The following is a 26,934-nucleotide window of genomic DNA, read 5'->3' on the forward strand; positions in this document are numbered from 1 at the left end:
GTCTACTTAGCTGGCGTATTCGATCCACCTCTTTTGGCTGGAATAAGCGATACTATCTCGTTCTCGTTTTGAGCACGGCGGAGGTGTTTCATACCCGCAGCCGCGAGCACTTTCTGCCTTGCCGCCTTGGTGTAGCGCTCCGCTTCCTTGACAGTGGACCAACCGAATATCGCCATGAGCTGGTGCTCGGTTGCCCCGTTCTCTGCGGCCAGGGCCGCACCGGCCTTTCGCAGCCCATGGGCCGAGCAGTGCTTGAGCCCGGCTTCATCGCAGCGCTTGCGGAACCAGTTACCAAAGCCGTTCGATGTGAAGGGCTTCCCAAATTCCGTTACCAGGAAGGCGAGGTTTTCTTTCGGTGTGGCGTCGATCACCGCCTCCAATTCCGGCAGCACCGGGATCGCCATCTTCACCGGCTTGCGGTTACGGTTCTTCTCCTGCGTGAAATGCAACCAGCCTTCCTTTAGGTGCTGCGGGCCGAGCCGCACAATGTCCGAGCGGCGTTGCCCGGTATAGAGCAAGAGCGCCAAGGCAAGCCGCGCTTTGCTCCCCTCTTCGTGCCGTTCTTCGAAAGCGCTGATCTCTTCGAAGCTCCAGCTATGATGCCCCTGCGAGCTTGAGCGCAGATAAGGCACATCCTTGGCCGGGTTGCGGTCCGCGAACCCGTACTCCACGGCAAACCGAAAAAGCTGACGCAGCGCTTTGATCATGCCATTTGCTGCCTCCGGCCGATCTGTCATCGTATCACGGCGGGCGCGAATGTGGCGCGTTTCAAGTAACCCGTAGGGCTTGCCGCCATCCTTTTCGCAAAAACGCTCAAGTATCCCGCGGCGCACATACTGCGTACGCGCAGACAGCGCCTTGTAATCCGCGCCGGTGTAATACTGTCCGCACAGCCAGCTCAGGGACTTCTTATCGACAGGCTTTGATGCCGGTCGTGTTGCTCGCACTGGCGCGCTGTGGCCGTCCATGGCCTGCCAGTATTCATCAAGGAAGGCGCGGGTGCCGGGTTCTTCACGCAGCCGGATTTTCTTGTGGCCGGGCCTGCGCAGATAGATACGCACATTGCCGTGCCGATCAGTGTCCTCAATGAGATATTTCAGCGTGAAGGTGCCGCTTCCGTCTTTCATCAGGATTTTTGCCATGTCTTCCTCCGCTAATCCAAATCCCATGGATTGCCGGGCTGCTCATCATCACCCGGCAGCGCTTCAAAGGCCGCGTCTACGCCCAGCCGGTCCCATACGGTGCGGGTATTGATCCGCTTCGGACCCGGCATACGCCCGTCCCTGACCATCTCATCGAACAGCCAGGGCGATACGCCGATATACGCGGCCGCCTCCCGGCGCGATAAGCCGCGCGGGGGCAATCCGGCGCCAAGGCATAGCTTGCGCGTAATATGGCCCTTGTCTTCGGCCACCGTAGGGACTCCGTAGCATTATGGAATTTCCGATCAGCCACTAAGATATCCTTTGTTGGTGCGGGCGCCGATGACACGCACCGGACGCAGTTCAGGGCTACTCCTGCACAAATATCTCCGCGTAGAGGCTTTCAAATGCCTGCGCTTCGTCATCGCTCAGCGCTGCGAACTCACCTTCCCGCGCGCGCTTTGAAAGCCTGCCCTCGTTCTGGTGCAAGAAGCGGAACAACAGATCGATCATGCGCTCCGGCATGTCGATTTTTGCGTTCACGGCCCCGGCAAAGCGATCATAGCGAGCCAGGAACGCCGCCTCGCGTGGTAAATCCACTTCAATCGTGCGCTTCACGCAGGCGAACAGAAACTCGGCATGCGCGGTCGCATCGAAATAGCGGTAGAAATCTGCCGTATCGTTTAAAACCCGCACGTTTTGCTTTTCGGTCGGCTCCCATTTGATGTGCGGCAGCAGCCTGCGTGAATAATCTTCGAGCACGCCCCTGTAAGCCGTGATTTCTTCAAGGAAGGCTGCCGACACCGGAAACACCACGCCGGGCGGGTTAAAGCCGTTCTCAGCAAGCACGTGATGGATCAGGTAACGATGTATCCGCCCGTTCCCGTCTTCGAAGGGATGGATATAGACAAAACCAAAGGCGAGCATCGCCGCGGCCATGACCGGATCAAGGCCGTGCGCGGCGGACCTATCAAAGGCGATCAGGCCGTCAATCAGCTCCGGTAAATCCTCGGCGCACGCGCTGACATGCTCGGGCAGCGGCGCGCCGGTATCGCGTTCGTGCTTGCCGACAAAGCCCCCTTCCTTGCGCAGCCCCATATGCACAAAGCGCGTGTCTTCGATCACCATACGCTGCAAACGCAGCAAGTCATCAGCTTCCAGGGGACGCAGGCCCGCTTCACGGATCGCTTCGCCCCACCGCCTGATACGGTCATGCGGCGCCCTTTCGCCTTCAATCGCAAAACTCGCCTTTGAGTCTTCCAGCAGCAGGAAAGCCGCCGTTCGGGACAGCACGTCTTCGGGCACCGCGGCGGCGGCGGCCTGGGCCTTTGCGCGCAAATCCTCGGCCAGATAAGCGTCAAGTGCCGCTGTGCGGCTGACGAGCGGACAAAAGGCGGGGGTTCCGGGGAGGTCGTTTATGATCCGGTGACGCTTTGAGCGCACACCTTTTCCGGCATATTGCAGTTTCGGATTGATCAGCGGCGCAAAGCCGACTTCACCGGCGCCATCGGGGAGATCAAGTGTTTGCCCGGTCAGCCATTCATAAAGAAACCAAATCTGCCGCGCGAACTTTCCGGTCGGGCTGCCGCGCACAACCGCCTCGATGGGCTGCGGGCCTGTGGCTGCAAACAGCCGCCTTAGTACCGCGAGATCAATACCCTCATGGCTCAGCGCGAACACCAAGTGCCCTTCCAGGCTGGACTTGGGCTGATAGCGCGGCCCAAAGTAGCGCCAGCGCTCTTTTTCAAGCTTGGGGCTTTTCTCGCGGATCGCGCACAGAAGGCGCGGCCAGGGCACTTCAAGGCCATAGGCATCGATGAGCGCCGCGTAGCCGACAGGAATACCGGGTTCCGGCATCGCTATGTCGTGAAAAACGCTCTGGCGTCCTGAAAACTGATCTGTGGCCTCTTCACTCATGAAAATCAATTGTAAAGCAAGATTCTTAATCTGTCAGCAAGTATCTTGTGAAAATCGATTGCTTGTTAGGCGATCTGTGAATTTCCATAAATATAGGCGCTCTTGAAGAAACTCAACCGGCCGCGCGATCATCGCGCCTGGGCCAGCCCAAAAGCCGTTCCCAAAGACCCATGGACTGGTAGGCCTTTAATTTGCGCTCTAGTTCTTCGCTTCTCTTGCGGAACTTTGCCGCGGCTTCCCGCTCTTTCTGGCGCTGCGCGTTTTCAGAGGCGCGCTGCGTCTCGTCCTTCTTCCGGCGGTCTTCAATCTGTTTCAGTCTTATCGACTCTTGTTCTGTCAGGGCCTTTACCTGTTCCTTGAGGAAAGCAATCTGTTCCTTGTGGTCCTCACTGGCCTCTTGAAGCATCTCAAGACGCGCCTGCTTGATCTCAAGCTGCGCGGCGAGTTCGGCATCCGCAGGCGTTTGTGTGCGGCCCTTCTCCCCTTTTTTGGGTGCGCCCTGCTCATCGCTTTGCAGCCGCTCAGGCCAGCAGCGGATCAGTTCTGACAGATCGATCACGGGATCGCCATTCTCGTTCTCTTCCATGGATGCCGGAAAATCATCGCGCTTGCGCCAGTTCCGCCAGGTCTTCGCGGTAATGCCGAGCCGGTCGGCCGCCTGCGTCATATTCAATTTCATAGTGACTGCCCTGTAAAAAGATGAATAAAAATCAACCCTATAATACCAAATCGCCCGCCTCTCCTAAAGCGTCACTGCCCGTATCTGCAAAATATCCCCAGAAGAGATTTCCGCCCTGTTCTGCCGGAAAAACCCCGCACCCTTTCCTCCACTTTCCGGGGCAGGAAGCGCCCGATTTCCCAATAAGCGCTGATGTGCGCCCTTTCCCGCCGGAATTTCCCCGCACCGTTTCCGGGCACTACCCCCGTCTTTTTTCGGTACGGAAACGGCCGGAAATTTTCCGCCCCCTACTCCCCGGAACGTTACCGGAAAGCGGCGGCGTGCTGTCTGGGTTGATCGCGCCGCAGCCTTGTTTTTGGCGCGTTGGCATAGCAGCTAGGCGCTCTTTGTTTTCCGGGGTAAAGGGCGTACCTTTTCCGGTGCTTTCCCTATGAATCCTCCCTCCCATCACAGCCTAAGTGGCGGTAATTTATACAGAAATTTTCCCCAACTTCTTGTGGATAATATCCCGCCATGGTAGAGTAAATTTCTTCCGGCGCCCAGAATCGCCGCATAGTTTTCTTTAGGGGCGGGCTCGTTCCCGCCAGTTTCTCGCAACAAAACTTTTCAGAAGGGAGGCCCATTAGGCCGTACAGGCAACCCATTTAAAGCAAGCGCTGATCTGCACAGCAGCTTCTACGCCAACACACAGGACAATCCTTCTCAATTCGTCAGGGAGTAGGGCGCGTAGCGATTGTTAACGCCGCGCTGCCCGCAGGTTCTTATTGTCTGCCTCAATTGTCTGCCTTGCGCCTTTTGCTCACGCCATGAATACCGTCCGGTTCGAACGTTTCTTGTGTCTGTTTGTCTTGCGCGCCCGCACGCGCCGGAGAAGGGCCGACTTGTCTCGAATTGCAATTTACTTCTGGTTGTGGAGGGATAGTCAAGTGGCGCTCGCCACTGATTCAGTATTCCATATTCTTTTAACACCGAATTTCGCCCGCGCTCTATTCGGGGGTTTCATTTATTTAACGCCTTATCAAGGGAGATTATTTTTCGCTCACCAATAGAAAACCCGCCAGGGGCGGGCCTCAATTGAATTTAGTCTGTCTCACAAACTGACTGTCTCACATCCTTATTTTTATTGCAAGTTATTTGCTTGCAGCGGATTTTTGCGGCCTGATTTCGGCGCGGGTTTTCTTCTCACACAAGAAAGGAAACCAAGCATGAAAAACATACAGAGCTTTCAAAGCCTCGCCTATACGGCGCCCATTGCCGCGCTCGCGCCATGGCGTGCCGAATGTGGCAAGGCAGGCGCGCCGTATCGCAAATCCATTCACCCTCCGGTTGATAATGGAGCCTTCGTGCTGCCGCTCAAACAAAGCTTGGTCAAGAACCCACGGCTGATGCCCGGCACCAAGATGCTGCTTGCATTACTTGTCGGCTGGGCCGGGCACGACCGTTCGGTAGAAACCACAAGAGAAATTCTCGGACGGCATCTGTGCCGCTCCGCACGGCAAATCTACCGCTATCTTTGCGATGCTCGCGAAGAGGGGCTTTTGATGTGGTCGCAGACCGCCAACGCTATGGGCTACGTCAATGGCATCAAGGTTTGGCTTAACGTTAAAGCGCTGCGCCACGATACGCGCATAGACCGGCAAAGACGTGCCAAGCGCGCGGAGACCCGCACAAAGCAGGGGCGGACTCAAGAGTCCTGCACTAATGAATTTTATACATACTTAGAGAAGCAGAAGGGCCATATCGACAAATTCGAAACCAAGATCGCGGCCATTGCGCGGTCCCATGGGTTCGAGCTTAACGGCTTTCCCGACACTATGGAAAAACCGCCGTCCTGATAGCCTTCATCACTTGGCATAATCGCGGTCCATGGCACACCGAACGGGATGCCGCCGCCTTCTTTTTGCCTGCGAAGGAGAGAAAACCGCATCGTTTGTAGCGTTATGACAAGATGAGGGGCGTCACCGGCAAAGTGCTTTCGATGGGCGCGCGGTGCAGGATGATTCGCTGCCGCGATGGCTCTCATTGGACAAACGATCCGCCGGTGTAGTAGGGTCGAGCCTGCGAAAAAGCCTTTATTTTATTGATGTTGGCATTCGGTCATCATAGCGGAGCGCGCGAATGGAACTTACAAAGACCGGATTCATTCAGTATCTGAATTGCCCCCAGTCACTGTGGCTTAGCCTGCATAAACCGGACATCTACCCCAAGGGCGAATTCAGCGATTACGCCCGGAAACTGACCCAGGAAGGGTATGAGGTCGAAGGCTACGTTAAACAGCTTTTGCGCAGCGGGCCGGATGCTGCCCGCTATGACTTTCAAAGTGTTTTCAAGACCGCGGAGGGGATGCTGGCCAGAGCGGACGTCGTCCGGACAAACGATGATGGAACGATCAATCTCTACGAGGTGAAATCATCGACATCGGTCAAGGACAGCAATCCTCACAACCAGCTCAAGGACGCCGCATTCCAGACAATCGCCGCCGAAGCGAACGGCGCGGCGGTGGATCGCATTTTCATTGTTCATCTCAACGGCGCCTATATCCGCGCGGGTGCTATCGACCCGCAACAGCTTCTCACCTTTGCCGATGAGACGAGCAGAGTGCGCGGCTTGATCGATGAAACGCGCGAGCAGATTAGCGCGGCCTTCGCCTTGCTGGCCGAAGAACAGATTGATGAAAGCGCTTGCTCTTGCCTTCAGCTCGGCAAAAGCAAGCACTGCGATAGCTTTGATTACTTCAACCCCGGCATACCCAAGCCGTCGATCTATGATCTGCCACGCCTGCACAAAAACAAGATCGTCCAGTTTTCAAATGAGGGCCGGTTTGCCCTCGACCAGATCGGGCAGGACGAGGTTTCGGCCAATCAGGCATTGGTTCTATCGGCCGCTCAAAACGGCGCGCCGATCATCAACGCAGATGTGCTTGCGGCGTTCTTTGCGCAGGCGCAGTACCCGCTCTATTTCCTTGACTACGAAACCTATGCCTCAGCGATCCCGCTCATCGACGGCGTGAAGCCGCAGTCTCAGTTGCCGTTTCAGTTCTCATTGCATGTGAAACAAGCGCCGGACGATGTGACGCTTGCGCACCATGAATATCTGGCCGAAACACCGCAGTTACCCTTGGCCTTCATCGAGGAACTTGAGCGCCGGGTAGGGCCGCGCGGCAGCCTGATCTCCTGGCACAAGAGCTTTGAGAACACCCGAAACCGCGAAATGGGTGATCTCTATCCGGACAAAGCCGCATTCCTCAGCGACATTTCTGCCCGCACGCTCGATCTCGAAGACATCTTCAAGACCGGATATGTGGACATCCGCTTTGGCGGCTCGACTTCGATCAAAAAGGTGCTGCCGGTTCTGGCGCCTGATCTGACATATGAGGGCATGGACATTGCCGGGGGCACAGAAGCGATGGACGGGTGGATGAAATTCATCGACCAGCCACCCGGCCCGGAGCGTGAGCGCTTACGCGCGGCCTTGCTCGAATATTGCAAGCTCGACACCTACGCCATGGTCCGCATTTTCGAGGAGATGGAGCGGCTGATCTGATGCGCCAAAAGATATCCACGCCGCGTTGCCGCTTGGCCCGTGAAATTTCTTGGCTGTATGTGCAGGCTGTGGCAAAATGAACGCTGCTATTTTTGCGGTTAACATCATATTCTTAAGAAGAAAATTATCGCCATGGCGGTCAATACGCCCAATGAAATCGACAGGCTGATCGGCGAAAACCTTGCCCTCATCAGACAGCGCACCGGCGTGTCCGCCCAGAAGCTTGCCCTGGCCATAGGCGTGTCCGCATCGGCGCTTTCAAAGTGGGAGCAGGGGAAGGCCCGGATTTCCGGTGCCAATCTTTATGATCTCAGCCGCCTTCTTGACGTTGAGGTCGCCGCCTTCTTTAGCGGGCTTCCCGGTTCAGGCACCCGCAGCGCAAAGGACGTTCTTGCGCTTTCACCAGAGGAATCCGAGATCGTGCATCTCCTGAGCGGTCGCACGAAGGCTGAGCACAAACGAGTGGCCGCGGCAATCAGGGCGCATTTTTCTCCCGATACTTGAAGATTATTTTTTGGGCGCCTTGCCATCCCGGACGGGAATGGCAACCGGGCTCTATGCGCGCCGCGCGCACCGAACCCGCACAGCGGTTTCGGCCCCAAGGGTGACGATCCCTGGCGCGAAGTGTATGCAAGTGCCTGGGCATATCGAGATATCAACGGCCCAAACGCAGTTTGTATTGCGCCTGCGTTTGCGAAGGGGCCGATCACAGGACCAACGCCATGATTATTAAGGACGAAGAACTTAAATTTGCAGCCGAAAGCCGTCAGAAGATTATCGATCTGATTGCCGGTGTAGAGAATGCGCCGAGTGATCGGTTTTGGGACAAATCTCCCAACTGGCTCACAAAAAACCGCCTTGATACGCTACGCGGCGAATTCGAAAGCGGGCTCAGATCGCTTGGCGCGATAGGTGTGAGCGCCCACGCACCCTGCGGCGATCCACACCACGAAGAAATGGCCACATGGGAGCTCGATGGCGATACCGGCTATTGGCGGTACGTTTTGGACGACGGGCGTACCGACGCCGATTTGCTGGAGGATGGCGAGCTCGTCGTCGACGGCGTGGTGATGGATTCCGAATTTGATGCCATGCTAACAGGTCAAACCGCCTGCCGTGATGCTTGTCCCTGCAATCCAGGTCAACGCGCAGCAGAGCATTCTGTTTCCCGGTACTTTTTGTGGCCCCGTGATAGTGACAGCCGTTTGCGGGAGCTGTCAGCCCTGGTCTTGAGTTTGCGCGACGCGGTAAATCAGGCGGGAGACCGCCGCCCCCGGTCAGCTATCAGGGAGGAGCTACTCTATGCTCTCATCTCTCTCGAACGCCTAATTTCCCCGGAGACGGCGTCTGAGCACATTGATGCGCGCGGTGTGCTTTGAAGAAAGCACCGCTAACTATGGCTGTTCGGCTCTACGCAGATTTTCAGTAACGTCCACAACGCCTGGGATGTCCCAAACGTTGTCGCGCAGCAGAAATCTGTGGCTGTTTGTGTGGCCGGTGTAGGCCGAGTGCGCGCGAACTACTTCGGCGGGAATTAGCGCGGCGCGCCATACCCTGTAATCATCATCAAACAACACAGCGGCAAGGGTGTCGAACCCTTCAAGATCACGGATCGCGGATAGCTGCCGTGATTTATTGCGGCGGTGCAAGCGGCGGCCCTTTATCTGGTAGCGCGCGCCACTTTTGTCGCTGGCATCGAAGGCTTTTGCTGAATTGCTTTCCTGTGCCCAGCCATAGGCTGCGCAAAACAAGTATTCGGCGAGATCGCCGGTTGGGTTGTTCGCAGAGCGTAGTACGCCACGCGTCCGCAACTCCTCCAAAATGGCGGCATGCAAGGAGAGCAGTTCAGGCACTGATTTGTCGCGCAGTCTATCCATGATTTCAGTATGTCGGACTTGATTGCCCATTTCCATGTTGGCGGGTGTTGCGCTGCCGCAATTTAGCGACGTTCAGGGTCCGCCAATTTATTGCGGTCACACCATCGCCGTTTCACCAGGCGCTGATCCTTTGTTTTCTTTTTCAGTCGGGGGCCAGGGAAACCTAGTTTTCCCTCCCCATCGAACCGCTTTTTGAGAAGGGCATGGCAGGGCTGCGCCCGGTCGCAGGCCAGGTGTGGCCCGCGCCGGAGCGCATCCCGGCTCATGCTCAAAAAGACACTTCGCCCCGGACCCATCCTCGCTCGCCGCTCAGGCAGGGTTGCAAGCGCAACCCACCCTTAATTTTTGAAAGGGCTTGAGTGAGAAAGGTAGGAAAATCAAATGAGTGAGAACATTACACCGCGTATCTATGTTGCCGATCTAGCCGCCTACAACGCGGGAAAACTGCATGGCGTGTGGATAGATGCCACGCAGGACTTGGAGGACATAAAAGCACAGGTTCAGGCCATGCTTGCAGACTCCCCCGAACAAGGGGCGGAGGAATACGCAATCCACGATTACGAAGGATTCGGCAGCAATGGCCTGTCCGAATATGAAGGTTTTGAACAGGTACACGAGAAAGCCGCTTTCATTGCCGAAAACGATCTCGGCGCAGCGCTGCTTTCCCATTTCTGCGGTGATTTCGACGATGCCCGAACCGCCGCCGAGAACTACGCGGGAACCTATGAGTCACTTGCAGACTACGCGCAAGAACTCACCGAGCAGACAACGACCATCCCTGAAAACCTGGCCTATTACATCGACTATGAAGCCATAGCCCGCGACATGGCGCTGAATGGCGATGTGTTCACCATCGAAACAGGATTTCAGGAAGTCCACGTCTTTTGGAGCCACTGACTAATCACGGAAAAGGAGAAAGCCCATGTTGCTCGCATCAGCACCAACCCAAAACGCCCTGCTTGCCAGTATCAGGAAATTCTATTGCGGCACGGATATTGAAATCACCGAAAGCGGACTGATCCGGCGGCTCTCGGACGGCAAGATTTTGAAATCCGTTCATGTCGTCAAAAAAGGCAAACAATACCAATTCAGAGCGAGGGCGTAGAGCATGGATATCTGGATTTTGAGCATTACGCACCGCTACGGGTGCAATATTTCGGCCCATATGAGCGCGCAGGGCGCGCGAAAGGAATTATTCGCCTACGTCGCCGAGGAATGGGACAACGGCCTCACAGAGCAATATGGGGCGATTGACAGCCATTCCGCTGACGAAGCGATTGACGCTTATTTCAGCGCATGGCGCGAAGGGCTGGACCCAGAATTCTACGAGATTTCGCGCCTTCCGCTTCAAGGATTTGATGAGCAGTCCCGTACACGCAAGCGCCTTGCATAGACGCAGGACGCTGCCGTGTGCCGGATTGGCACAGATTTAAACCAAAATATTAAGAAAGGAAAAAACTATGTCATTACAAATAGTTAAACTGGAATCCTTGATGCCGTCGAAAGAAAACCCGCGCAAGTCATTCGACGACGACGCACTAAACGGATTGGCGATCAGCCTCAAACAGGACGGGGTTCTTCAAAACCTCGTCGTCATTCCGATGAAGGGAAAAGGGGGGCGCTACCGTATCATTAGCGGGGAGCGCCGCTACCGTGCCCTGAAAATGCTGGCCGAGCGCGGTGAGATCGCCAACGACTTCGCCGTTCCGGTAGAAATCAGGGCAAAACTTAGCAAAGACGATACGGCTCGTATCGCCACTGTAGAGAATGTGCAGCGCCAGAATTTAGCGCCTTTGGAAGAAGCCGAAGCCTTTGCCAAACTCATTCAAAACGGTGTCAGCCTTGGTGATGTCATGGCGCAAACCGGATTGGGGCGAAAAACGATTAAAAGGTGCTTGAGCCTGAACGGGCTTTGCGCCGAAGCCAAAACCGCCTTGGCCGACAATCGCCTTAGCCTTGCCTGTGTCGAAACGCTGACCCTTGTACGCCACAGCCAAACGAACGGCTGGAACAGGCAAATAACTGGCTTCCCGAACCCATGCAGTTTCCGGCTATCGATCCCGATGGCGCCGAAAAGGAAGCGGCTTAACGCAGCCACAGATCGTCTGCGCGTTTTCCCCCGCGCGGACGATCTGTCCTTCCTTGCTGACATCCAGGCAAGGCCGTAAGTTTCCATAGTGCTGAGATTTCGCCGCGTGATGTGCGCGTCAAGCGATGTGCATCAAGTGCTCGTTCTCAAATTCGCTCAGCGCACGTCCAATCAGAGCAGCAGCCTCATCGACATCTTCTTCGCTTGTGCCGCGCCCCAAACTGAATCTGATCGAGGCGTCCGCCTCATCATTTGTAAGCCCGATTGCGCGCAGCACGTGGGACGGTTCAGGAATGCCGCTCGTGCAGGCGGCACCGCTCGACGCCGCAATGTGAGGTTGGAGCGCACCGAGAATGTCTTGCGCTGAAAATCCCTCAAACCGGATGTTGGCATTACCAGGGTGGCGCATTTCTCCCGAAGGTGGTCCGTTCAGTGTTGCTGGATAGGGGAGAGCCATCAGTTTTTGGACAAAACGGTCGCGCAGACGTGCAAGGTGCGCACGCTCAAATGATGCATTATCACCGCCCAGGAGCGTGGCCGCTGCGCCCATGCCTACACATAGCGGGGTGGGAAGGGTGCCGGATCGCAGATTGTTTTGCTGCCCCCCACCATAGATCAGTGGCTCGATGGCGTCTTGCAGATCGCGCCGGATATAGAGCGCACCGATGCCCATCGGGCCGTACATTTTATGGGCGGACAGGCTGACCATATCGGCATGTCCGGCCAAACCTGACATATCCATCGCGCAGGGGGCCTGTGCGCCATCGCAGTGGAACACGGCGCCGCAGGAATGCGCGATCCTACCGATGGCCTCGATGTCCTGAATCGTGCCAACTTCATTGTTCACCGCCATGACCGAGACGGCCAGAACATCATCGCCGATCAACTCTTCAAGATGGTCCAAATCAGCGCGGCCGACCGCGTCGACCTTGAGTGCTTCAATTTGAAAACCAAGCTCTCTTTCGATGGCGCGCCCGGCGGCAAGGACGCATTTATGTTCAATCGCGCTCAGTAATATCCGGCGCCGCTTGCCGCGCGAAGCACGGCGGGCAAGCCCCAGGAGCGCGAGATTGTTGGCCTCGGTGGCGCCGGAGGTGAAAATGATTTCATCGGGGTCTGCGCTGATCAGCGCGGCAATGCGACTCATGGCCATTTCCACAGATTGCGCCGCTTTCCAGCCGCGCGCATGATCGGCAGAATGCGGATTTCCGAACGACTCCGCGATATATGGGGTCATCTGCTCGAAAACTTCTGAAGCGAGCGGTGTAGTGGCCTGGTGGTCCAGATAGTATGAGTTTTTGTTTTTCATAATAATTATAATGTCTTACGGGAAATCTTCCCGTTTCCTCCCGCTCTTCCTCAAGGTCGCTGAATATCTGGGGGATATCTCCAGCTCCAAGATTGACCATACCAGATATTGTGCGTTAGTGTCGACCTGGATCAATCCTCCAGTTCGAGAAAAACAATGCCACGCGGCCCAATTTTTTTAGATGATTACACACCACAATTGTCCGGTCATGAGACCTTTCCGCTGCGATACGGATGGCTGAAAAAGGCCTTCGACGCAATTGGTGAATGCGACGGTGAGCCGGGCAGCAAGTCTGTTTTCTTGGCCGATGAGGCTATCGCTCGCTTTGGCCTCGGTAAAAATATGGTGGCGTCCATGCGCCATTGGGCGACGGCGGCAGGTATCCTTGTCGACAGTGAGGCGCCAAATTCCATGGCTACCACAGCCCTTGGCAGAAGGCTCTTTGGTGCAGCCGGACTCGATCCATACATGGAACATCCCGCGAGCTTGTGGCTCATTCATTGGCAAATTGCCGGGCACCCCAAGAAGACGACTTGGTATTGGAGTTTTTGCAACTATCCCGGTGCAAGCTTCGAGCGCGAGAACTTGGCCAAAGGCATTGAAAAGGTTGCAAAAGATCGCGCATGGACGCGGGTTGCCGCAACAACGATCAAACGCGATGTTGAGTGTTTCGTGCGCACCTATGTGGCGCGGCATGCGACCGCTCAGGCATCGCACGAAGACACTCTTGAATCGCCGCTCGCAGAGCTTGGACTTATCAAGGCGACCGGGAAAAAAGACGGTTTCCGATTTGTGCGTGGCCCGAAATCAACGCTTGGCCGCGGCGTGTTTCTTTACGCACTCATTGATTTTTGGAGGGCGCACTCGCCCGCGCGCACATTGTCTTTTGAGGCTATTGCCCATGAGCCGGGTTCGCCGGGGCGCGTTTTCCTTCTCGATGAGAACGATGTAGCAGGCAGGCTTCTTGATCTCGAAGAGTTCACAAACGGAGCATTCCGTTGGTCTGAAACGGCAGGTCTCAAACAGGTCATACGGGAAGGCGATCTCGACCTTGAGGCGGCCTTGGCTTTTGTTGATGCGGACTATGGCCGCATGACGGAAAGGGAGGCGGCGTAATGAGCCTTGCTGAACGCATCCATGTTGCCCGCCGCTTTCAACGCGCCGTTAGGATCGATGCCGATTTCAACGATTCAAAGGCGCTTGAGGGCTTTATTTGCCCGGAATCTTCCGCGGCAGTCCTGGCTTCCACCGCGCATCATGTCGCGGAAACAAGCCATGGTGCTTTCACTTGGACTGGTCCGTACGGCAGCGGGAAATCAAGTCTCGTTGTGGCGCTTAGCGCGCTGCTAGGCCACGACAAAGCCCTGCGTGAACAAGCGAGCGCTGCCATCGGGAAGAAAACCGCGCAGGCCGTTCTCGAAGCACTCCCACCCAAGACAAAAGGGTGGCGTATTCTCCCCGTTGTCGGGCGGCGAGACGATCCGGCGCGAGTCATCGGAGAAGCTATCGAAGCCGGGGGGTATGCACAGTGCGGTAAGGGCAAGACATGGAACGATAAGAAGGTCGTTGCCGCTTTGACCGAAATCGCCTCAAAGCACCCGCGCAGTGAGGGCGGCTTGGTCCTGTTCATCGATGAGATGGGGAAATTCCTGGAGGCCGCCGCGCAGGACGGCTCTGATGTTTACCTCTTTCAGCTTCTTGCCGAAGCCGCTTCACGAAGCGGAGGGCGCCTTGTCCTGATCGGCATATTGCACCAGTCCTTCGAGGACTATGCCGGGCGCCTGTCCCGGGAAATGCGCGATGAATGGTCGAAGATCCAAGGGCGATTTGTCGACCTCGCCGTCAACGTAGCGGGCGAAGAGCAGATCGAGCTCGTTTCCCGCGCCATCGAAAACGGCCGCGGCCCCGCCAAGCCGGGCGCGCGGGCAAGCCTTGTCGCCGATGAAATAAAGCGGCAAAGACCGGCATCATCGGCCTATCTGCCGACAATCCTTGAAGGGTGCTGGCCTCTGCATCCCGTTGTGGCGTGTCTGCTTGGGCCGATTTCTCGCAGGCGTTTCGGCCAAAACCAACGCAGCATTTTCGGGTTTCTGAACTCAGCCGAACCATTCGGATTCCAGGACTTCATTCGCCACGCGGCTGATGAAGATATTTTCGAGCCGGATCGGCTTTGGGATTATTTGCGTGTCAATCTGGAACCTTCGATCCTGGCATCACCTGACGGGCACAGATGGGCGATGGCCGCCGAAGCCGTTGAACGCTGCGAAGCCCTTGGCGGTGATGAAAGCCACGTGCGGCTGCTCAAGGCCGTCGCGCTTATCGACCTGTTCAAAGAACGATCAGGGCTTGTTCCTAACATCGCTTTGTTGCGTTGCTGTGTAGGAGGGCTCTCCGAAGCGGACACAAAAAAGGCCCTGGAACAGCTACGAAAGTGGTCGTTGATCATTTACCGCAAGTTCACAGATGCCTACGCGGTATATGCCGGTAGCGACTTTGACATCGACCGCGCTTTGGGTAACGCCCTTGAGCATGTTCGGGAAGTCGATTTCGGCGTGCTTCAAAGGCTCGCTGGCCTGCAACCTATCCTTGCCAAACGGCATTATCACGAGACGGGCGCCTTGCGTTGGTTCGACGTTCATGTGGCACCGCTGAACGGACTCATCGACAAGGCCACCGCATTCAAGCCGCGAAAAGGGACGATAGGCCAGTTCCTGCTCGCCATACCGACAGACGGTGAAAGCGAAGAACGTGCGCAAAAGACCTGCCGTGAAGCGGCGCGCCAATCGCAGGACTGGGACATCGTCGCCGGGTTATCGCAGCGTGCCTGGGCGATCACCGATCTCGCGCGCGAGCTCATAGCCCTTGAAACCGTGAGGGAAGAACATCCGGACCTTGCGGGCGACCCCGTTGCGCAGCGCGAAGTTCAGGCGCGGCATGCGGTACTGCAAGGGCAACTCGAAGAGGAGTTGCGCCGTGCCTTCGATCATGCCACCTGGCATCGAAAAGGCCGAAAAGAACGGCATTGGTTGCACGCTGAACTCAACAGCATGGCCTCCGAGCTAGCAGACGCTCGCTATCCGAAAACACCGCGCATCCACAATGAGCTGCTCAATAGGATTAAGCCGTCAAGCAATGCGGTTGCGGCGCAAAATGCACTCTTGCGCCACATAGTCGTAAATGAAGGTGAAGAACGCCTGGGTATAGAGGGTTTTCCCGCTGAGGGCGGACTCTACGCTTCGCTTCTCGAAGCGACAGGGCTTTACATCAAAGATAGAACAGGCTGGCGTTTCGCCCCACCAGAAAAGGGCAGTGACCCATGCGGGTTGATGCCTTTGTGGGAGGCGGCCGCCGATCATCTTGCGGCTTCGGAGGACAGAACGGTCGATGTGGCCGAACTCTACAAACTTTGGGCTGCACCGCCATTTGGCGTAAAAGACGGCCTTATGCCTGTCCTTGCTGTCGCCTTCATAATGTCGCGGCGCGACAAAGTTGCTATCTACCGCCAAGGCGTATTCCAGCCCCGCTTCAAAGACGTCGATGTCGAAATGCTGGCCACGGACCCGTCCGAAGTTCAGCTTCGTTGGATGGACCTGTCCGCCGTGGCGCGGCGGCTTCTGTCCGGCATGGCCGATGTCGTCCGTACGCTTGATGAAAGAAACAGCCTGTCGCACCTTACGCCCATCGACGTCGCACGGGGGCTTATCGCCATTTATGAGCGTCTCCATGCATGGACCAAACGCACGACGCGGCTCTCGGCCAACGCGGTCCATGTGCGCAACCTGTTCAAGCATGCGAGCGATCCAAACAAGTTCTTGTTTGACGATATTCCCGCCACGTTTGGGGCAGATGCAGGACTCGGTGATGAAGCAGTCCTCACAGCAATCGTAAAGGATGTGCGCGAGGGCCTTGAAGAACTTACCAACGCCTATCCTTCAATGCTGCGCAGGCTTACTGACTTGATGCTGGAAGAATTGCAGGTGCCTAACGGTTCGCCGCAAGCCCTATCAGAATTGCGCGCAAGGGCTGAAAACATAAGAGCGCTTGGCGGGGATTTCCGCCTTGAGGCCTTTATTGCCCGCCTCTCTCAATTCGAGGGAAGCGTGGCCGATATTGAAGGTATCGCCAGCTTTGCGGCCGATAAGCCGCCGCGCTCCTGGACTGATCCCGATCTGGACAAGGCGGCCATTGAAGTGACCGCCCTGGCGCAGCAATTCATTCGCAATGAGTCCTTCGCGCGCGTGAAGGGCCGCCGCGACAAACGACAAGCGATGGCTGTGGTCGTGGGTGTTGATGGCCGCCCGGCGCCAGTGCATGAGGAATTCTCGATCACCGATGCCGACCGTCAGGATGTCGATGCGCTTATCGAGCGCGTTGAGGCCGCCCTTTCAGGTGCCGGACCCGACAGGCGCAATGTCATTCTCGCGGCCCTCGCCGAACTCAGTGCACGGTACATGCTACCCGCCACGAATGCGGAAGCGGAGACCAAGGCCGATGAAAGGGCTGCTTCATGACCGCACCTTTCGAGAAGCACGTCCTGGGGCTTTCGGGCGGCAAGGACAGCGCCGCCCTTGCGGTCTATATGCGCCAGCACCACCCGGAATTGGATATCGAGTATTTTTTCACGGATACCGGAAAAGAGCTGCCTGAGGTTTATGAATTCCTGGGTCGATTGGAGGGGTTCCTCGGCAAGCCTATTCTAAGGCTCAATCCGGACAGGGATTTTGATTTCTGGCTCAAGCGGTACAAGAACTTTTTACCTTCGCCACAGACTCGGTGGTGCACCCGCCAACTCAAACTGCGCCCGTTCGAGCATTGGATTAGGCCGCTACTTGATGAGGGTATGCGGGTTTACAGCTATGTGGCCATCCGCGCCGATGAAGAATACCGCGAAGGCTACAGCTCCAAGAATGACAATTTGGTCATCAAGCTTCCGTTTAAGGACGACGGGGTCGACAAGGCCGGTGTCACTGACATTCTCGAAGATTCCGGGCTGGGCTTGCCGCGCTACTATGACTGGCGCTCCCGCAGCGGTTGTACGTTCTGTTTTTATCAGCAGAAGATTGAGTGGGTCCGGCTCAAGGAGCATCACCCCGAGGCTTTCGAGGAAGCGAAGTCCTACGAAAAGGACGCTGTCGCGCACGGCTCGCCCTTCACCTGGTCCCAAGGAGAGTCTTTGGATGAGCTGACGGCGCCGGATCGCGTGGCCCAGATTAAGCAAGACTATGAGAAGAGACTGGAGCGCCTCAGGGAGAGGCGACAACTCAATCCTCTGCGCCAAAACGGTGAGGAGTTGGACTTGGACGAATTGTACGGTTCATCAAAAATGTGCCTGGCCTGTCACAAGTGAAGGCGCTAAGAAATAGTGTATGATTTTTAGGAGCTTATAATACAGCAAGAAAAGGGCTAGCGGAGAAGTATATGTCCCATTCGAACAGCCTTGTCGCCTTTTTAAGACATTACGGTCCGATACCGGCAAGCGACAACATGTATGACGAGCTCATACAGACTGAAATTGAGCACTACGGCATAGAAAGACCTATCAATATACCGCCCGCGCGGTTGCGTGAAGTCATTGAGAACTTTGAAGCCGAAGAGCCTAAAAACGTCATCCTGACCGGCACGGCCGGGGACGGAAAAACCTACCACTGTCGCCGGGTTTGGGAACATTTTGGCGGTGATCCTGATAAGTGGCGAGACGGAACCAAAGCCGCTGAGTTACAGCTTCCGTCTTCAGGGAAACACCTGCAAATTGTAAAGGACCTAAGCGAACTCACGGTCGCGGAAAAGGAGCGCATTCTGCCCGAATTGGCAGATGCTGTCCGCGATAAAGACACGCGTAACATCTATCTTGTAGCCGCCAATGACGGGCAATTGCTCGCAAGCTGGCGCGATTTCGCAGAATCCCGTGGCGGTGAATACTACCAGGACTTTAAGTCCATCGAAGAAATGCTTGTCGACGAAAAGACCACAAGCAAGGACCTGTCTCTCCTTCTCTATAACCTGAGCCATCTTGACGGCTCAGAGCACTTTGAGGAAATCCTAACGGAAGTAACTGAACACCCGCAGTGGCGGCAGTGCGAGGGGTGTACGCTGCTCTCCGAGGACGGATCGACGAAATGCCCAATCAGAATTAACCGCGACAGGTTGCGTGGTACGGATGAAGGTGTCTCGCCCTTTCGCCACCGTTTGTCCGAGCTTCTCAAACTCGCGCGTGCTAATCGCATGCATCTGCCTATCCGCGATTTGTTGCTGCTGTGCGTAAACATCATCCTGGGGGATCATGAATCGCGAAGCCTCCTCACATGCCGGAAGGCAATGAACCGAGCCGAAAGCGAGGCCTATCGCGAGACAAATCCTTACGCCAACGCGTTCGGAGCCAATCTGCGGCCGCGCCAGCGCCAACAGTATCAGGCATTTTCCACACTGGAAGCCTTTGGTATCGGCCGGGAGACCGACAACAAGATCGACAACCTTCTGATCTACGGCCCCTATGACGATGAGCAGAACTACCAAGCCCTGATTGCAAATGACCCCTACTATGGCGGTAGCGCTTACAGGAATTATCTCCGCGACTACCTCGAAGGGGAGCGTGAGAACTTGGGAGAATTCATGCGCGCCCTCGCGCTGCAACGGCAGCGGCTTTTCTTTTCTTTGCCGCTCGATAGCGATCTTTCGCCTTGGTCGCTAAGCGTCTATCAATCCTCTGGAACGTTTCTCGAATTTGGCAAAAGGCTTGCTGCCGGTGATGACGCCTCACGCATCGCTGAAATCCTTGTCCGGGGCCTGAATCGAACGTTCTGCGGCATGATGATCGACGAAGGTGATAGGCTCTACCTCGCCTCATCAGGTGGTGACGGCAGAGGCCGCATTGCCTCGATTTTGAACTTCGACATCGGCGTCTCCCGCCACAGACGCGATCCTTATCTCGATTTCGGGCTCGCGCAGGACGGCCTTACCCCGCGTATGATGATTGTCGATCCAGCAGCCGACGGGGATAGCGTGATCGATGAGCTAGAGCTTCAAATTACGCACTTCGAGTACCTCATGCGCGTGGCTAAAGGCAGCTTGCCCGCGAGTTTCTCCCGGCAATGCTATGAAGATCTTCTTGATTTCAAACTGCGTGTCATCAAGCACCTCATGCCGATTATCGGTGATGAACCAAGGCCCAACGAAATTAGGGTTCAAGCAGTCAAAGTCGATGAGCACGGAAGACCCCAGCCCGACAATATTCGCATCAGAGTGGGGGAAAAATGAGCATGATCCCTGCACCTGAAAAATTCAAAAAAGATGTCAATGTCTGGGTCGATGAGGCCATCTGGGGGCATCGGTTTTACAACGATCAAACGCCTTGGTTGGTCTTCCTTGAATTCCTATCCGTATTTCGGGGACGGCATCTTGATGGGCGTGCACTCGACGAACCGCGCGCGGACGGCGCCCATGAAGTCATAACCTACCATGTGCCGCGCCTTATCCCGCTCCGCGATCTTGTTTTTAACAACCCCCACATCCAGCATATTGACGCGACCAAGCGCAACGACAGCGAGAAATGGTCAGCCTGGCTGAAACAGGTCAATGGGGATTACGATTTCTCGTTTCTGCGGGACCGCTTCGGGGAGTTCTCAAGGCTTACTCATGTTGTCGAGTACTTCCAGAACACAGCCGTAGAGCCCCACAGGCAAAGGCGATGGACATCGCGCTTCATCTTTCCCTACGGACCGAATTGTCTTTACGCCGACTTACCGGGAAATCCTCAAGGTAGCCCGGATCGCCGCTTCTTCGCCCGCGGCGGTGAATTGCTTTATCTGATGCTCTGCCGCAGCGGTCACGGACCAGAAATCGCTGAACTGATTAACAAGCGTTTGCTTGTAGAAACCGACCCTTGGAACCGCGTTGCAAAGGCCCTTTTGCCCGAAGATTATCGCAGCGATTCTGGGGCAATATCGAGTGCAATTGGCTATCTGCCGTACGCGGACAGGGACGAATACAAAGAGCTTGCACAAACCTGGCAACAACTCTTGCAGCTCGATCTTCCCGGCGCCGCGCTATTTGATCCGCTCGTCAGACTTTCTTCGCTGCATATGCTGCTTTATATGCTGCGCCGTGCAGGCGAAGAAATCGGTGACAATGCTGAGCCGAAATTTGTGCTCGAAATTGCGGCTCCAAGCAAAACGACGCTGTTTGAACTTTCCTCCGAGAGCCTTCGCGCGAACCGCATGGGAACGCTACGCGCGGTGCGTGCACATGTCGAAAATGCCAAGAATGATCAAGGCTGGCACGACGCCCTCGCTGCACGTGTTCCCGCGGATGCCGTGCGCACCTATCTTGCAGACCGCTTTGCCTGGAAACCCGAAGATGCCCCTGTGGGTGGCGATCCAAATGCAATTTTTTCTGTACTTCGTTCTTATGCTGAAAAGCGACACCAGCAACACGTTGCGAAGGTTCACAACGAGTGGACACGCCAGATCGGCTTGACCGTTTCGCGGCGCGGGGTTGGGACATGGTACGCGCCAAGCGATTCTCTTCTCAAAGCATTGGTCATGTGTACCGTCGAAGATGGCCGCGAAGAGTATCACCGTTTTCTCGCCAAGCTCTATGAGCGCTTCCGCCTTGTTATTGCGGCGCCGGAGGCGGAAAAGGCTTTCGGCAGTCTGCCGACAGACCAACACGCATTTACCCAAAACGCTCAACGTCTCGAACAGCGCCTTCGCACTCTCGGCCTGTTGCGCCGCCTGTCGGACGATTGCGCATATGTAGAAAACCCATTTCGGAGGCGCGCATGACACGGAATGAGCTCATCGCCGCAGTTGCGCTGAAACACATTAAGACACAGCTTGACAATGAGCCGGAAGGTACGCTGCGTATCTGCATGCTAGGGCTAGAGCCGACTATCGTTCGCGCGATAGCGTGCGCCGCTGACAGCGATGCCGACATACGTGCCGTGATGCTGAGCAAAATCGCGACGGCATTTGATCCCGATAACGAGCTTCCCGCAGACCTACGTAGCGATGAATCCATCACGCACTGGCGTCATTGCCGCCTCCCGGAAGGTAAACGTGCCGTTCTATTCGTTGCCTCCCAAGAAGAACTGCAACGCAACGATAAGAGCGTTGAAAAGATAACGAAAATTGAAACGGATGCGCTGCGTACGCTCTATGAAACCTGGATCGAACAAGCGGGCTTAACACAAGCGCATCTAGACAAGCTAAAGCGCGCCCACCTTCGCGCCGCCCTAAAAGCGGCGAATGAAACCTATGCTGCACGTACGATAGAGCATTTTGCCGACTTCGTGCTGCAAATCGCCAATGCCACCCTTTCAAAGGGGCTGCCGCTACAGAAGGCCGTAGACAGCGCGCTCCCCGCGTTGCGCCTGCCGAGCTATGCAGGTCAATTTGATCGCATTGCAGAGAACAAACGCGACAACCCTTCCGAATGGGCAAAGATATTCAGGCGTTTGCATCAAAAAACCCGGCCACTTCTCTCTCGTGAGAGCGAGCGTGGCGATCCGCTTGACGAAACTCTGGCAAAAAATTTCGATGCTGTAAGCGAGCGGTTAACGGATTCGGAAAAAGCTGTCATTTCAGCTTTTTTGGACAGTGACATATCCGCAGACGGCTGGACGAGCAGCCAAACTGACCTTGTCAATCTGGATTGGCGCTCAATCTATGAGGTTTTTGAGGGGCTGAAAAAGGTCGATAGCCTTCCATTGGGTGAACGTACGATAGAGTTCTTTGAAGACGAATTCGATGATCCGCTCAATGAAGATCAACGCAACCTTTTAGGTTCAGCCTTTCCCAAAGATCCGACAAGTGATCTCAAGGATTTTTTTGAAGAGCACCAAGAGCATATTGCGCGCGATAAAAAGCTCTACAGCACTTGGGAAAAGTATATTTACAGTAACCCGCAGCAATTTGACGACTTCTTTGTCGGCTTTATCGCCACGCTGCACCGCTTGCGTGAGCGAACGAGCGATGACGAGATTACCGAGAACAAAGTCGTTGTACGAATTCCGCGCAGTCGCGAGAAGAGTTTTTGGCGCTCAAAGAACGCGAAGATCGCGCGCTATTTCGCGGTGCGTTATCGCGGCATTCAGGAGCTATTTGGGGCGGATGTTACATTCGACTTCGGCAAGTTGAATGAGTTCTACTTTCCGCATCTCGATAGCGATCTTGAGAAAAACACCTCGGGCGCCCGAGAGGCCCGCAGTCTGAAATTTGAGGTGGAACTTGATCCGGCCGGTGTGAAGGCCAAGCTGTTGTTCGTTTGGGAGATGCCGGTCGGTGCTCTTGCAACAAGTATGGCCGATGATCTTGTCCGCATCGCCAATGAGACCGGCGATCACGCCCTTCTTCCAACAGCGGACATCACCAGACAGTCGATAAGCGCCAAGGGGCAAATCCAGCGTATTGATCTAACCGATGTGAACACCATTCGCGATGTTTGCAATGGGAACGACGGCGTCATGGTCGCGCCGAATAGCGAAAGCGGCGACCGTGCGGCAGCTTTTCTAGATGCCTTGGACGATTTATCGAGCGTCCTTGCCGCGCCGCGCATCGATGCGATCCGCACGGCTTTCCTGCAATTCACAGAAGGTTATGAGCTGGCCATTCGCGATTGGGCCGGAACCGACGGCAAGGGGATTTCATCAGAAGCATTGCTGATCCAAGCACAGGCCTTCGGGGAGCTTCTTCATGCCTTGCATGAAAATGCCAACAACGACCGTGCGCGCGAGAGTCTCTGGAAAGAGTGCATGCGCATCGGTACCGCGAACGTCGGCAGCGGGGCACCGGCTGCTATCGTTTTGCCCTGGCATCCTCTGCGGATGGCAGAGCTTCACATTAAAGCCGCTCAGGTGGCGAAGACAGTAAATGCGGTTCTTCATGCGGGCGAGGAAGACATCTTCCGCGCTGATTTGTTATTCCAGCAAAAACAGGCGGAATTGCTTGCGGATTACTATCCCGAAGTTTGCATCGGGTTTGACGACGGCAAGCCCACCTTGCTTTCCCTCACCGAAAGCAAGTTTGATTACTCGCTCGCCGAGCCTCCGCAGCGCAGAGCAAGCGCAGACGGCGACGACGCCCTTGATATCGAACCCGGTATTGCAGCCCGTGCGTTCAGCGCCGTCGGCGAACAGTTTTTGAAACTCTTGCCTCACGAGCAGAATAACTTCTCAGTTGTTCTCTACAACGCGGAATCGAAGGCTTTGCCGGGCGCTTTGGCAAGTGAGCTTTCGAACAAGGTCCAGCAAGAAAACGATCTCCAGTGCGACCTCTTGCTCACGCACTCACATCCGATGCGGATGCGGAAGATTTACGAGCAACAGAACGTTGCCGTCGGGGACGACTCCGGGTCAGTCATGGCCAGCGAAGCTGCGAGGAACTTCCTTTCGCGCCTACGGGTAGGCTTTCTGGACTCGAATGATCTTCCCGAGGGCGACAATACGCGCGCGTCCGACCTCGTTGCCCTTCAAGATGTCATTGCACGCAATGCTAAGGTCGTCTGGAAAAAGGCACCCGTAGAGCGGCGCCCGGAGCTGCTCGAACACATCCCTCACACGTGGTCGCGCCGAAGGCCGGTAAGTGCGGTTGACAATTCCACGTCAGTCTATCTGACGGCACCCGTCCAGCCTTGGATCGGTCAAGTCTATCTGAACGCGGTCCAAACATTTCTTCACGGCGAAAATGCTCAGAGCGGTGATGTCATTCCGGCGCGCGAAGTCAACTTCTCGGATGCCGAGGTCGGAGATGTATTTAACGATGCACATCGGATCGGTGAGTGGGTTGTAAACTTCGATGAGCTTGTTGACCGGCGACTACTTGCAAACAATGGCATCCAGGTCATTCGCCACATCCATGATCGCAGCGTAGATCGAAACATCACCGTTTCTACGACTTCCAAGCCGCGTTTGCTTCAAACCCTGCTTAGGGAACGCCTTAATCGTATCGATCCTGGCATCGTTAACGCTCATGGCGATACGCCCATCACGAAGCTGATTGACGAAGCTACTACGTTGTCCGGGCATGTTGTGATGCGGGCCGCCCGCTATGGTCACTATGCGAACGAGCTTCTCGGCATTGTCCTGTCGATGGAAATGTTAAAATCTAGTCTGGGCGACCGTGCCCTTCCAATCGGGTGGTATTTCCTTGACGATTATGCGTCCTGGTTTGGCCAGCGCGAAGAGCAAATCGCCGATATCATGGCGATTGCCCCTCGTATTGAAGACGGCGAGCATGTTTTGCGTATCGCAATCGCTGAAGCGAAATTTGTGGGTTCCAACGGTTACAAAGGACAGGCCAAGAAATCCGCGAAACAGCTCGAAGAAACCATTTCGCGTCTCGGACGCGCGCTTGATCCTAACCACAAACGGATCGACCGGGAATCGTGGCTGCATCGCCTCGGGGATTTCATCATCGAAGGTATGGAGCCATTTGATCCTGCCCTGTTTGATGGCTGGGACTTGCACCGATGGTCTGATGAAGTCAGGCAAGACAATGTGAGAATTATTCTTGCTGGATTTTCCCATGTATTTGTCCACGACGATGACGAATATGTCGATGCAGGCGAGCCCGTGCCGCTCAGTGGCATGCCCCATTGTCATCAGCAGGTTTTTGACAAGCCTCGCGTCGCGGCGGCGCTAAGGTCGTTTGCTGCCGGAACTGAGGAAAAGGTGGGAGGGGCCAAAGACACGGACGATGTTTGGGCAGCAGCTCTTATTTCTGTTGATGTTGACACGACTACAGACGAAACCGCCGCCGAGAAAAAGCCCGCTCCAGAAAAGACAGCAGCGAAGGAGACTGCAACCGTAGCCCCCGAAGTCAAACCGGACGAGGCAATTGTTGAACCTGCGGACGCGCAAACTGAGCCGGTTCAGCCCGCGCCGCCACCCGCCACGGACGAGCAACCTGACACGCCGCCGCCGTCAACATCAGTTGCATTGCCACCGGATTCAAAGCTGCCTTCCGCGCAGCTCTTGCAGTGGATTGGCGAGGAGTCCGCTGAAAGTGATGACGAAGCCGAGCAGTGGCTGAAAAATACAGTCTCGGCGCTCCAGCGCGCGCTCCGGGGCTACGACATGACCGCCGAGCTCATAGGTTCACGGCTGACACCCAATGCAGCACTCGTGCGCTTCAGGGGCTCTGATGATCTGACACTTCCTAAGGTCGAACGGCGACGCCAAGAGCTCTTAACTTCACACGCAATCAATGTGATCAATGTACTCGCCGCGCCCATGGAAGTCATCATCATGGTCGGGCGTCCGAAGCGAGCCGTCCTTCATCTCAGAGACCTCTGGCGTCAGCGCGAGCTTCCGGATAGCGCGCCCGAAACTAACACAAGCCTTCTTCTCGGGGCGCGTGAGTCAGATGGCGAATTACTCTATCTGAATGTTGGAGATGGATTTGCAGGCCTTCATCCACATGGCCCCCATACTCTGATCGCGGGCGAAACGGGCAGCGGGAAAGGTGTTCTCGTCCAATGTTTGCTTCTGGACATCTGTGCTACGAACTCGCCTAACAGCGCACGCATCCGAATGATCGATCCGAAAGCGGGAATCGACTTCCCTTGGCTGCGCCGAATGCCGCATCTTGATGGTGATCTTATCACTACTCGGGAAGAGGCCGTCGAAACGCTCCAAGAGCTTGTTGAAGAAATGGAGCGGCGCAATCGCCTTCTTGCTGATGCGGGCGTAACCAAACTCGCGAACTACAACAAGAAGGTAGCACCGTCCGAGCGCTTGCCACGCATATGGGTGTTCCATGATGAGCTTGCCGATTGGATGTTGATTGACGATTACCGCGATGCGGTTGAACTGAATGCCAGTCGTCTCGGCGTGAAAGCACGCGCAGCAGGGATCAATCTGGTTCTCATCACACAGCGCCCTGACAAAGACGCTCTGCCGATGCAACTCAGGGCGAACCTGACCAACCGGCTCGTTCTCAAAGTTGCCGACAAGCGCAATTCCAACTTGGTTCTCGATGAGCCGGGAGCCGAACGCTTGCTTGGACGCGGGCATCTCGCTGCCAAGCTCTCAGGTGAAGCCGATATCATGCTCGCTCAGGTTCCATTTGCTGATGAGGATGAAATGGCTGAACTCGCGGCACTGATCACCGCGGCTTGGCGTGATGGAGGAACTTTGTAGCCAGCTTGGGTGCTACGCCGCATCCCGGCTGGGAACCACTTCCTTATTTCGTCAAGTCGTAGATGAAATTCCACCAAAGAACGCCTTCAATGAGTATTGAACAGTCCGCCTACGAACAAAATTACCAACAATTTCGTTCGCTCAACCAGATCATTGTCTGTCATCAAATGATTTGGAACACGAGCGGTTGATTGGCTTTGGAGGCTCAGGCTCGCTGTAGTTTCAATTTACGCCGCGTTTTGAT

The 26,934-nt window shown here is 55.7% G+C and carries 20 protein-coding genes; 14 read left to right on the forward strand and 6 right to left on the reverse strand.

From position 1 onward, the window contains the following. Positions 1-2 precede the first annotated feature (2 nt). The 4 genes from ACR0K9_RS14410 to ACR0K9_RS14425 form a co-directional block, all read right to left on the reverse strand. Entirely contained in the window at positions 3-1,142 is a 1,140-nt protein-coding gene (locus ACR0K9_RS14410; protein WP_480824152.1) for a tyrosine-type recombinase/integrase, read from the reverse strand. A gap of 11 nt (positions 1,143-1,153) precedes the next feature. Continuing rightward, positions 1,154-1,414 carry a helix-turn-helix transcriptional regulator gene (locus ACR0K9_RS14415; protein ID WP_480824154.1) on the reverse strand — a complete coding sequence of 87 codons (261 nt, stop codon included), beginning with the start codon at positions 1,412-1,414 and terminating at the stop codon, positions 1,154-1,156. 97 nt (positions 1,415-1,511) lie between these two features. Continuing rightward, positions 1,512-3,059, reverse strand: coding sequence for a Fic family protein (locus ACR0K9_RS14420; RefSeq protein WP_480824156.1), 1,548 nt, complete (start codon positions 3,057-3,059; stop codon positions 1,512-1,514). Between the two features lie 112 nt (positions 3,060-3,171). Beyond that, on the reverse strand, positions 3,172-3,738 hold the full coding sequence (locus tag ACR0K9_RS14425; RefSeq protein WP_480824158.1) for a hypothetical protein: 567 nt from the start codon (positions 3,736-3,738) through the stop codon (positions 3,172-3,174). Between the two features lie 1,205 nt (positions 3,739-4,943). Here ACR0K9_RS14425 and ACR0K9_RS14430 point away from each other — a divergent pair. From ACR0K9_RS14430 to ACR0K9_RS14445, 4 genes are all read left to right on the forward strand, one after another. Further along, on the forward strand, positions 4,944-5,573 hold the full coding sequence (locus ACR0K9_RS14430) for a hypothetical protein (protein WP_480824160.1): 630 nt from the start codon (positions 4,944-4,946) through the stop codon (positions 5,571-5,573). A 283-nt stretch (positions 5,574-5,856) separates the two neighbouring features. Beyond that, positions 5,857-7,281 carry a DUF2779 domain-containing protein gene (locus ACR0K9_RS14435; protein WP_480824162.1) on the forward strand — a complete coding sequence of 475 codons (1,425 nt, stop codon included), beginning with the start codon at positions 5,857-5,859 and terminating at the stop codon, positions 7,279-7,281. A gap of 132 nt (positions 7,282-7,413) precedes the next feature. Next, positions 7,414-7,785 (forward strand): helix-turn-helix domain-containing protein, encoded by a 372-nt coding sequence (locus tag ACR0K9_RS14440; protein WP_480824164.1) that lies wholly within the window; start codon positions 7,414-7,416, stop codon positions 7,783-7,785. Between the two features lie 218 nt (positions 7,786-8,003). Next, a complete protein-coding gene (locus tag ACR0K9_RS14445; protein ID WP_480824166.1) occupies positions 8,004-8,660 on the forward strand; it encodes a hypothetical protein in 657 nt (218 codons plus the stop codon). A gap of 15 nt (positions 8,661-8,675) precedes the next feature. Here ACR0K9_RS14445 and ACR0K9_RS14450 read toward each other — a convergent pair whose 3' ends face one another. Beyond that, positions 8,676-9,194, reverse strand: coding sequence for a hypothetical protein (locus tag ACR0K9_RS14450; RefSeq protein WP_480824168.1), 519 nt, complete (start codon positions 9,192-9,194; stop codon positions 8,676-8,678). A gap of 345 nt (positions 9,195-9,539) precedes the next feature. Here ACR0K9_RS14450 and ACR0K9_RS14455 point away from each other — a divergent pair, with 345 nt between their 5' ends. From ACR0K9_RS14455 to ACR0K9_RS14470, 4 genes are all read left to right on the forward strand, one after another. Further along, entirely contained in the window at positions 9,540-10,055 is a 516-nt protein-coding gene (locus ACR0K9_RS14455) for an antirestriction protein ArdA (RefSeq protein WP_480824170.1), read from the forward strand. Positions 10,056-10,080: 25 nt separating this feature from the next. Continuing rightward, complete coding sequence (locus ACR0K9_RS14460; RefSeq protein ID WP_480824172.1) at positions 10,081-10,263, forward strand: hypothetical protein; 183 nt, start codon at positions 10,081-10,083, stop codon at positions 10,261-10,263. Positions 10,264-10,266: 3 nt separating this feature from the next. Continuing rightward, a complete protein-coding gene (locus ACR0K9_RS14465; RefSeq protein ID WP_480824174.1) occupies positions 10,267-10,551 on the forward strand; it encodes a hypothetical protein in 285 nt (94 codons plus the stop codon). A gap of 67 nt (positions 10,552-10,618) precedes the next feature. After that, positions 10,619-11,326 carry a ParB/RepB/Spo0J family partition protein gene (locus ACR0K9_RS14470; RefSeq protein ID WP_480824176.1) on the forward strand — a complete coding sequence of 236 codons (708 nt, stop codon included), beginning with the start codon at positions 10,619-10,621 and terminating at the stop codon, positions 11,324-11,326. Positions 11,327-11,365: 39 nt separating this feature from the next. Here ACR0K9_RS14470 and ACR0K9_RS14475 read toward each other — a convergent pair whose 3' ends face one another. Continuing rightward, positions 11,366-12,556, reverse strand: coding sequence for a cysteine desulfurase family protein (locus ACR0K9_RS14475; RefSeq protein WP_480824178.1), 1,191 nt, complete (start codon positions 12,554-12,556; stop codon positions 11,366-11,368). A 156-nt stretch (positions 12,557-12,712) separates the two neighbouring features. On the opposite strand from ACR0K9_RS14475, the gene ACR0K9_RS14480 reads away from it, so the two are divergent. The 6 genes from ACR0K9_RS14480 to ACR0K9_RS14505 all read left to right on the forward strand — a co-directional run bounded on the left by ACR0K9_RS14480 (position 12,713) and on the right by ACR0K9_RS14505 (position 26,690). Further along, positions 12,713-13,672 (forward strand): DUF4007 family protein, encoded by a 960-nt coding sequence (locus tag ACR0K9_RS14480; RefSeq protein WP_480824180.1) that lies wholly within the window; start codon positions 12,713-12,715, stop codon positions 13,670-13,672. Beyond that, positions 13,672-17,067 carry a hypothetical protein gene (locus ACR0K9_RS14485; RefSeq protein ID WP_480824182.1) on the forward strand — a complete coding sequence of 1,132 codons (3,396 nt, stop codon included), beginning with the start codon at positions 13,672-13,674 and terminating at the stop codon, positions 17,065-17,067. Before ACR0K9_RS14480 ends, ACR0K9_RS14485 begins: the two co-directional genes overlap by 1 nt. Continuing rightward, entirely contained in the window at positions 17,064-17,903 is an 840-nt protein-coding gene (locus ACR0K9_RS14490; protein ID WP_480824184.1) for a phosphoadenosine phosphosulfate reductase domain-containing protein, read from the forward strand. The genes ACR0K9_RS14485 and ACR0K9_RS14490 overlap by 4 nt, the downstream gene beginning before the upstream one ends. 71 nt (positions 17,904-17,974) lie before the next feature. Further along, on the forward strand, positions 17,975-19,810 hold the full coding sequence (locus ACR0K9_RS14495; protein WP_480824186.1) for a hypothetical protein: 1,836 nt from the start codon (positions 17,975-17,977) through the stop codon (positions 19,808-19,810). After that, on the forward strand, positions 19,807-21,336 hold the full coding sequence (locus tag ACR0K9_RS14500) for a hypothetical protein (RefSeq protein WP_480824188.1): 1,530 nt from the start codon (positions 19,807-19,809) through the stop codon (positions 21,334-21,336). Before ACR0K9_RS14495 ends, ACR0K9_RS14500 begins: the two co-directional genes overlap by 4 nt. Next, on the forward strand, positions 21,333-26,690 hold the full coding sequence (locus tag ACR0K9_RS14505; RefSeq protein WP_480824190.1) for an FtsK/SpoIIIE domain-containing protein: 5,358 nt from the start codon (positions 21,333-21,335) through the stop codon (positions 26,688-26,690). The genes ACR0K9_RS14500 and ACR0K9_RS14505 overlap by 4 nt, the downstream gene beginning before the upstream one ends. Positions 26,691-26,934 lie beyond the last annotated feature (244 nt).

The sequence above is a fragment of the Ruegeria sp. L12 genome (assembly GCF_056531745.1).

What these genes read in the sequence shown, in the direction of transcription:
- ACR0K9_RS14410 (WP_480824152.1), bottom strand. Translation starts at nt 1,142, where the DNA reads ATGGCAAAAATCCTGATGAAAGACGGAAGCGGCACCTTCACGCTGAAA.
- ACR0K9_RS14420 (WP_480824156.1), bottom strand. Translation starts at nt 3,059, where the DNA reads ATGAGTGAAGAGGCCACAGATCAGTTTTCAGGACGCCAGAGCGTTTTT.
- ACR0K9_RS14425 (WP_480824158.1), bottom strand. Translation starts at nt 3,738, where the DNA reads ATGAAATTGAATATGACGCAGGCGGCCGACCGGCTCGGCATTACCGCG.
- ACR0K9_RS14430 (WP_480824160.1), top strand. Translation starts at nt 4,944, where the DNA reads ATGAAAAACATACAGAGCTTTCAAAGCCTCGCCTATACGGCGCCCATT.
- ACR0K9_RS14435 (WP_480824162.1), top strand. Translation starts at nt 5,857, where the DNA reads ATGGAACTTACAAAGACCGGATTCATTCAGTATCTGAATTGCCCCCAG.
- ACR0K9_RS14440 (WP_480824164.1), top strand. Translation starts at nt 7,414, where the DNA reads ATGGCGGTCAATACGCCCAATGAAATCGACAGGCTGATCGGCGAAAAC.
- ACR0K9_RS14445 (WP_480824166.1), top strand. Translation starts at nt 8,004, where the DNA reads ATGATTATTAAGGACGAAGAACTTAAATTTGCAGCCGAAAGCCGTCAG.
- ACR0K9_RS14450 (WP_480824168.1), bottom strand. Translation starts at nt 9,194, where the DNA reads ATGGAAATGGGCAATCAAGTCCGACATACTGAAATCATGGATAGACTG.
- ACR0K9_RS14455 (WP_480824170.1), top strand. Translation starts at nt 9,540, where the DNA reads ATGAGTGAGAACATTACACCGCGTATCTATGTTGCCGATCTAGCCGCC.
- ACR0K9_RS14460 (WP_480824172.1), top strand. Translation starts at nt 10,081, where the DNA reads ATGTTGCTCGCATCAGCACCAACCCAAAACGCCCTGCTTGCCAGTATC.
- ACR0K9_RS14465 (WP_480824174.1), top strand. Translation starts at nt 10,267, where the DNA reads ATGGATATCTGGATTTTGAGCATTACGCACCGCTACGGGTGCAATATT.
- ACR0K9_RS14470 (WP_480824176.1), top strand. Translation starts at nt 10,619, where the DNA reads ATGTCATTACAAATAGTTAAACTGGAATCCTTGATGCCGTCGAAAGAA.
- ACR0K9_RS14475 (WP_480824178.1), bottom strand. Translation starts at nt 12,556, where the DNA reads ATGAAAAACAAAAACTCATACTATCTGGACCACCAGGCCACTACACCG.
- ACR0K9_RS14480 (WP_480824180.1), top strand. Translation starts at nt 12,713, where the DNA reads ATGCCACGCGGCCCAATTTTTTTAGATGATTACACACCACAATTGTCC.
- ACR0K9_RS14485 (WP_480824182.1), top strand. Translation starts at nt 13,672, where the DNA reads ATGAGCCTTGCTGAACGCATCCATGTTGCCCGCCGCTTTCAACGCGCC.
- ACR0K9_RS14490 (WP_480824184.1), top strand. Translation starts at nt 17,064, where the DNA reads ATGACCGCACCTTTCGAGAAGCACGTCCTGGGGCTTTCGGGCGGCAAG.
- ACR0K9_RS14495 (WP_480824186.1), top strand. Translation starts at nt 17,975, where the DNA reads ATGTCCCATTCGAACAGCCTTGTCGCCTTTTTAAGACATTACGGTCCG.
- ACR0K9_RS14500 (WP_480824188.1), top strand. Translation starts at nt 19,807, where the DNA reads ATGAGCATGATCCCTGCACCTGAAAAATTCAAAAAAGATGTCAATGTC.
- ACR0K9_RS14505 (WP_480824190.1), top strand. Translation starts at nt 21,333, where the DNA reads ATGACACGGAATGAGCTCATCGCCGCAGTTGCGCTGAAACACATTAAG.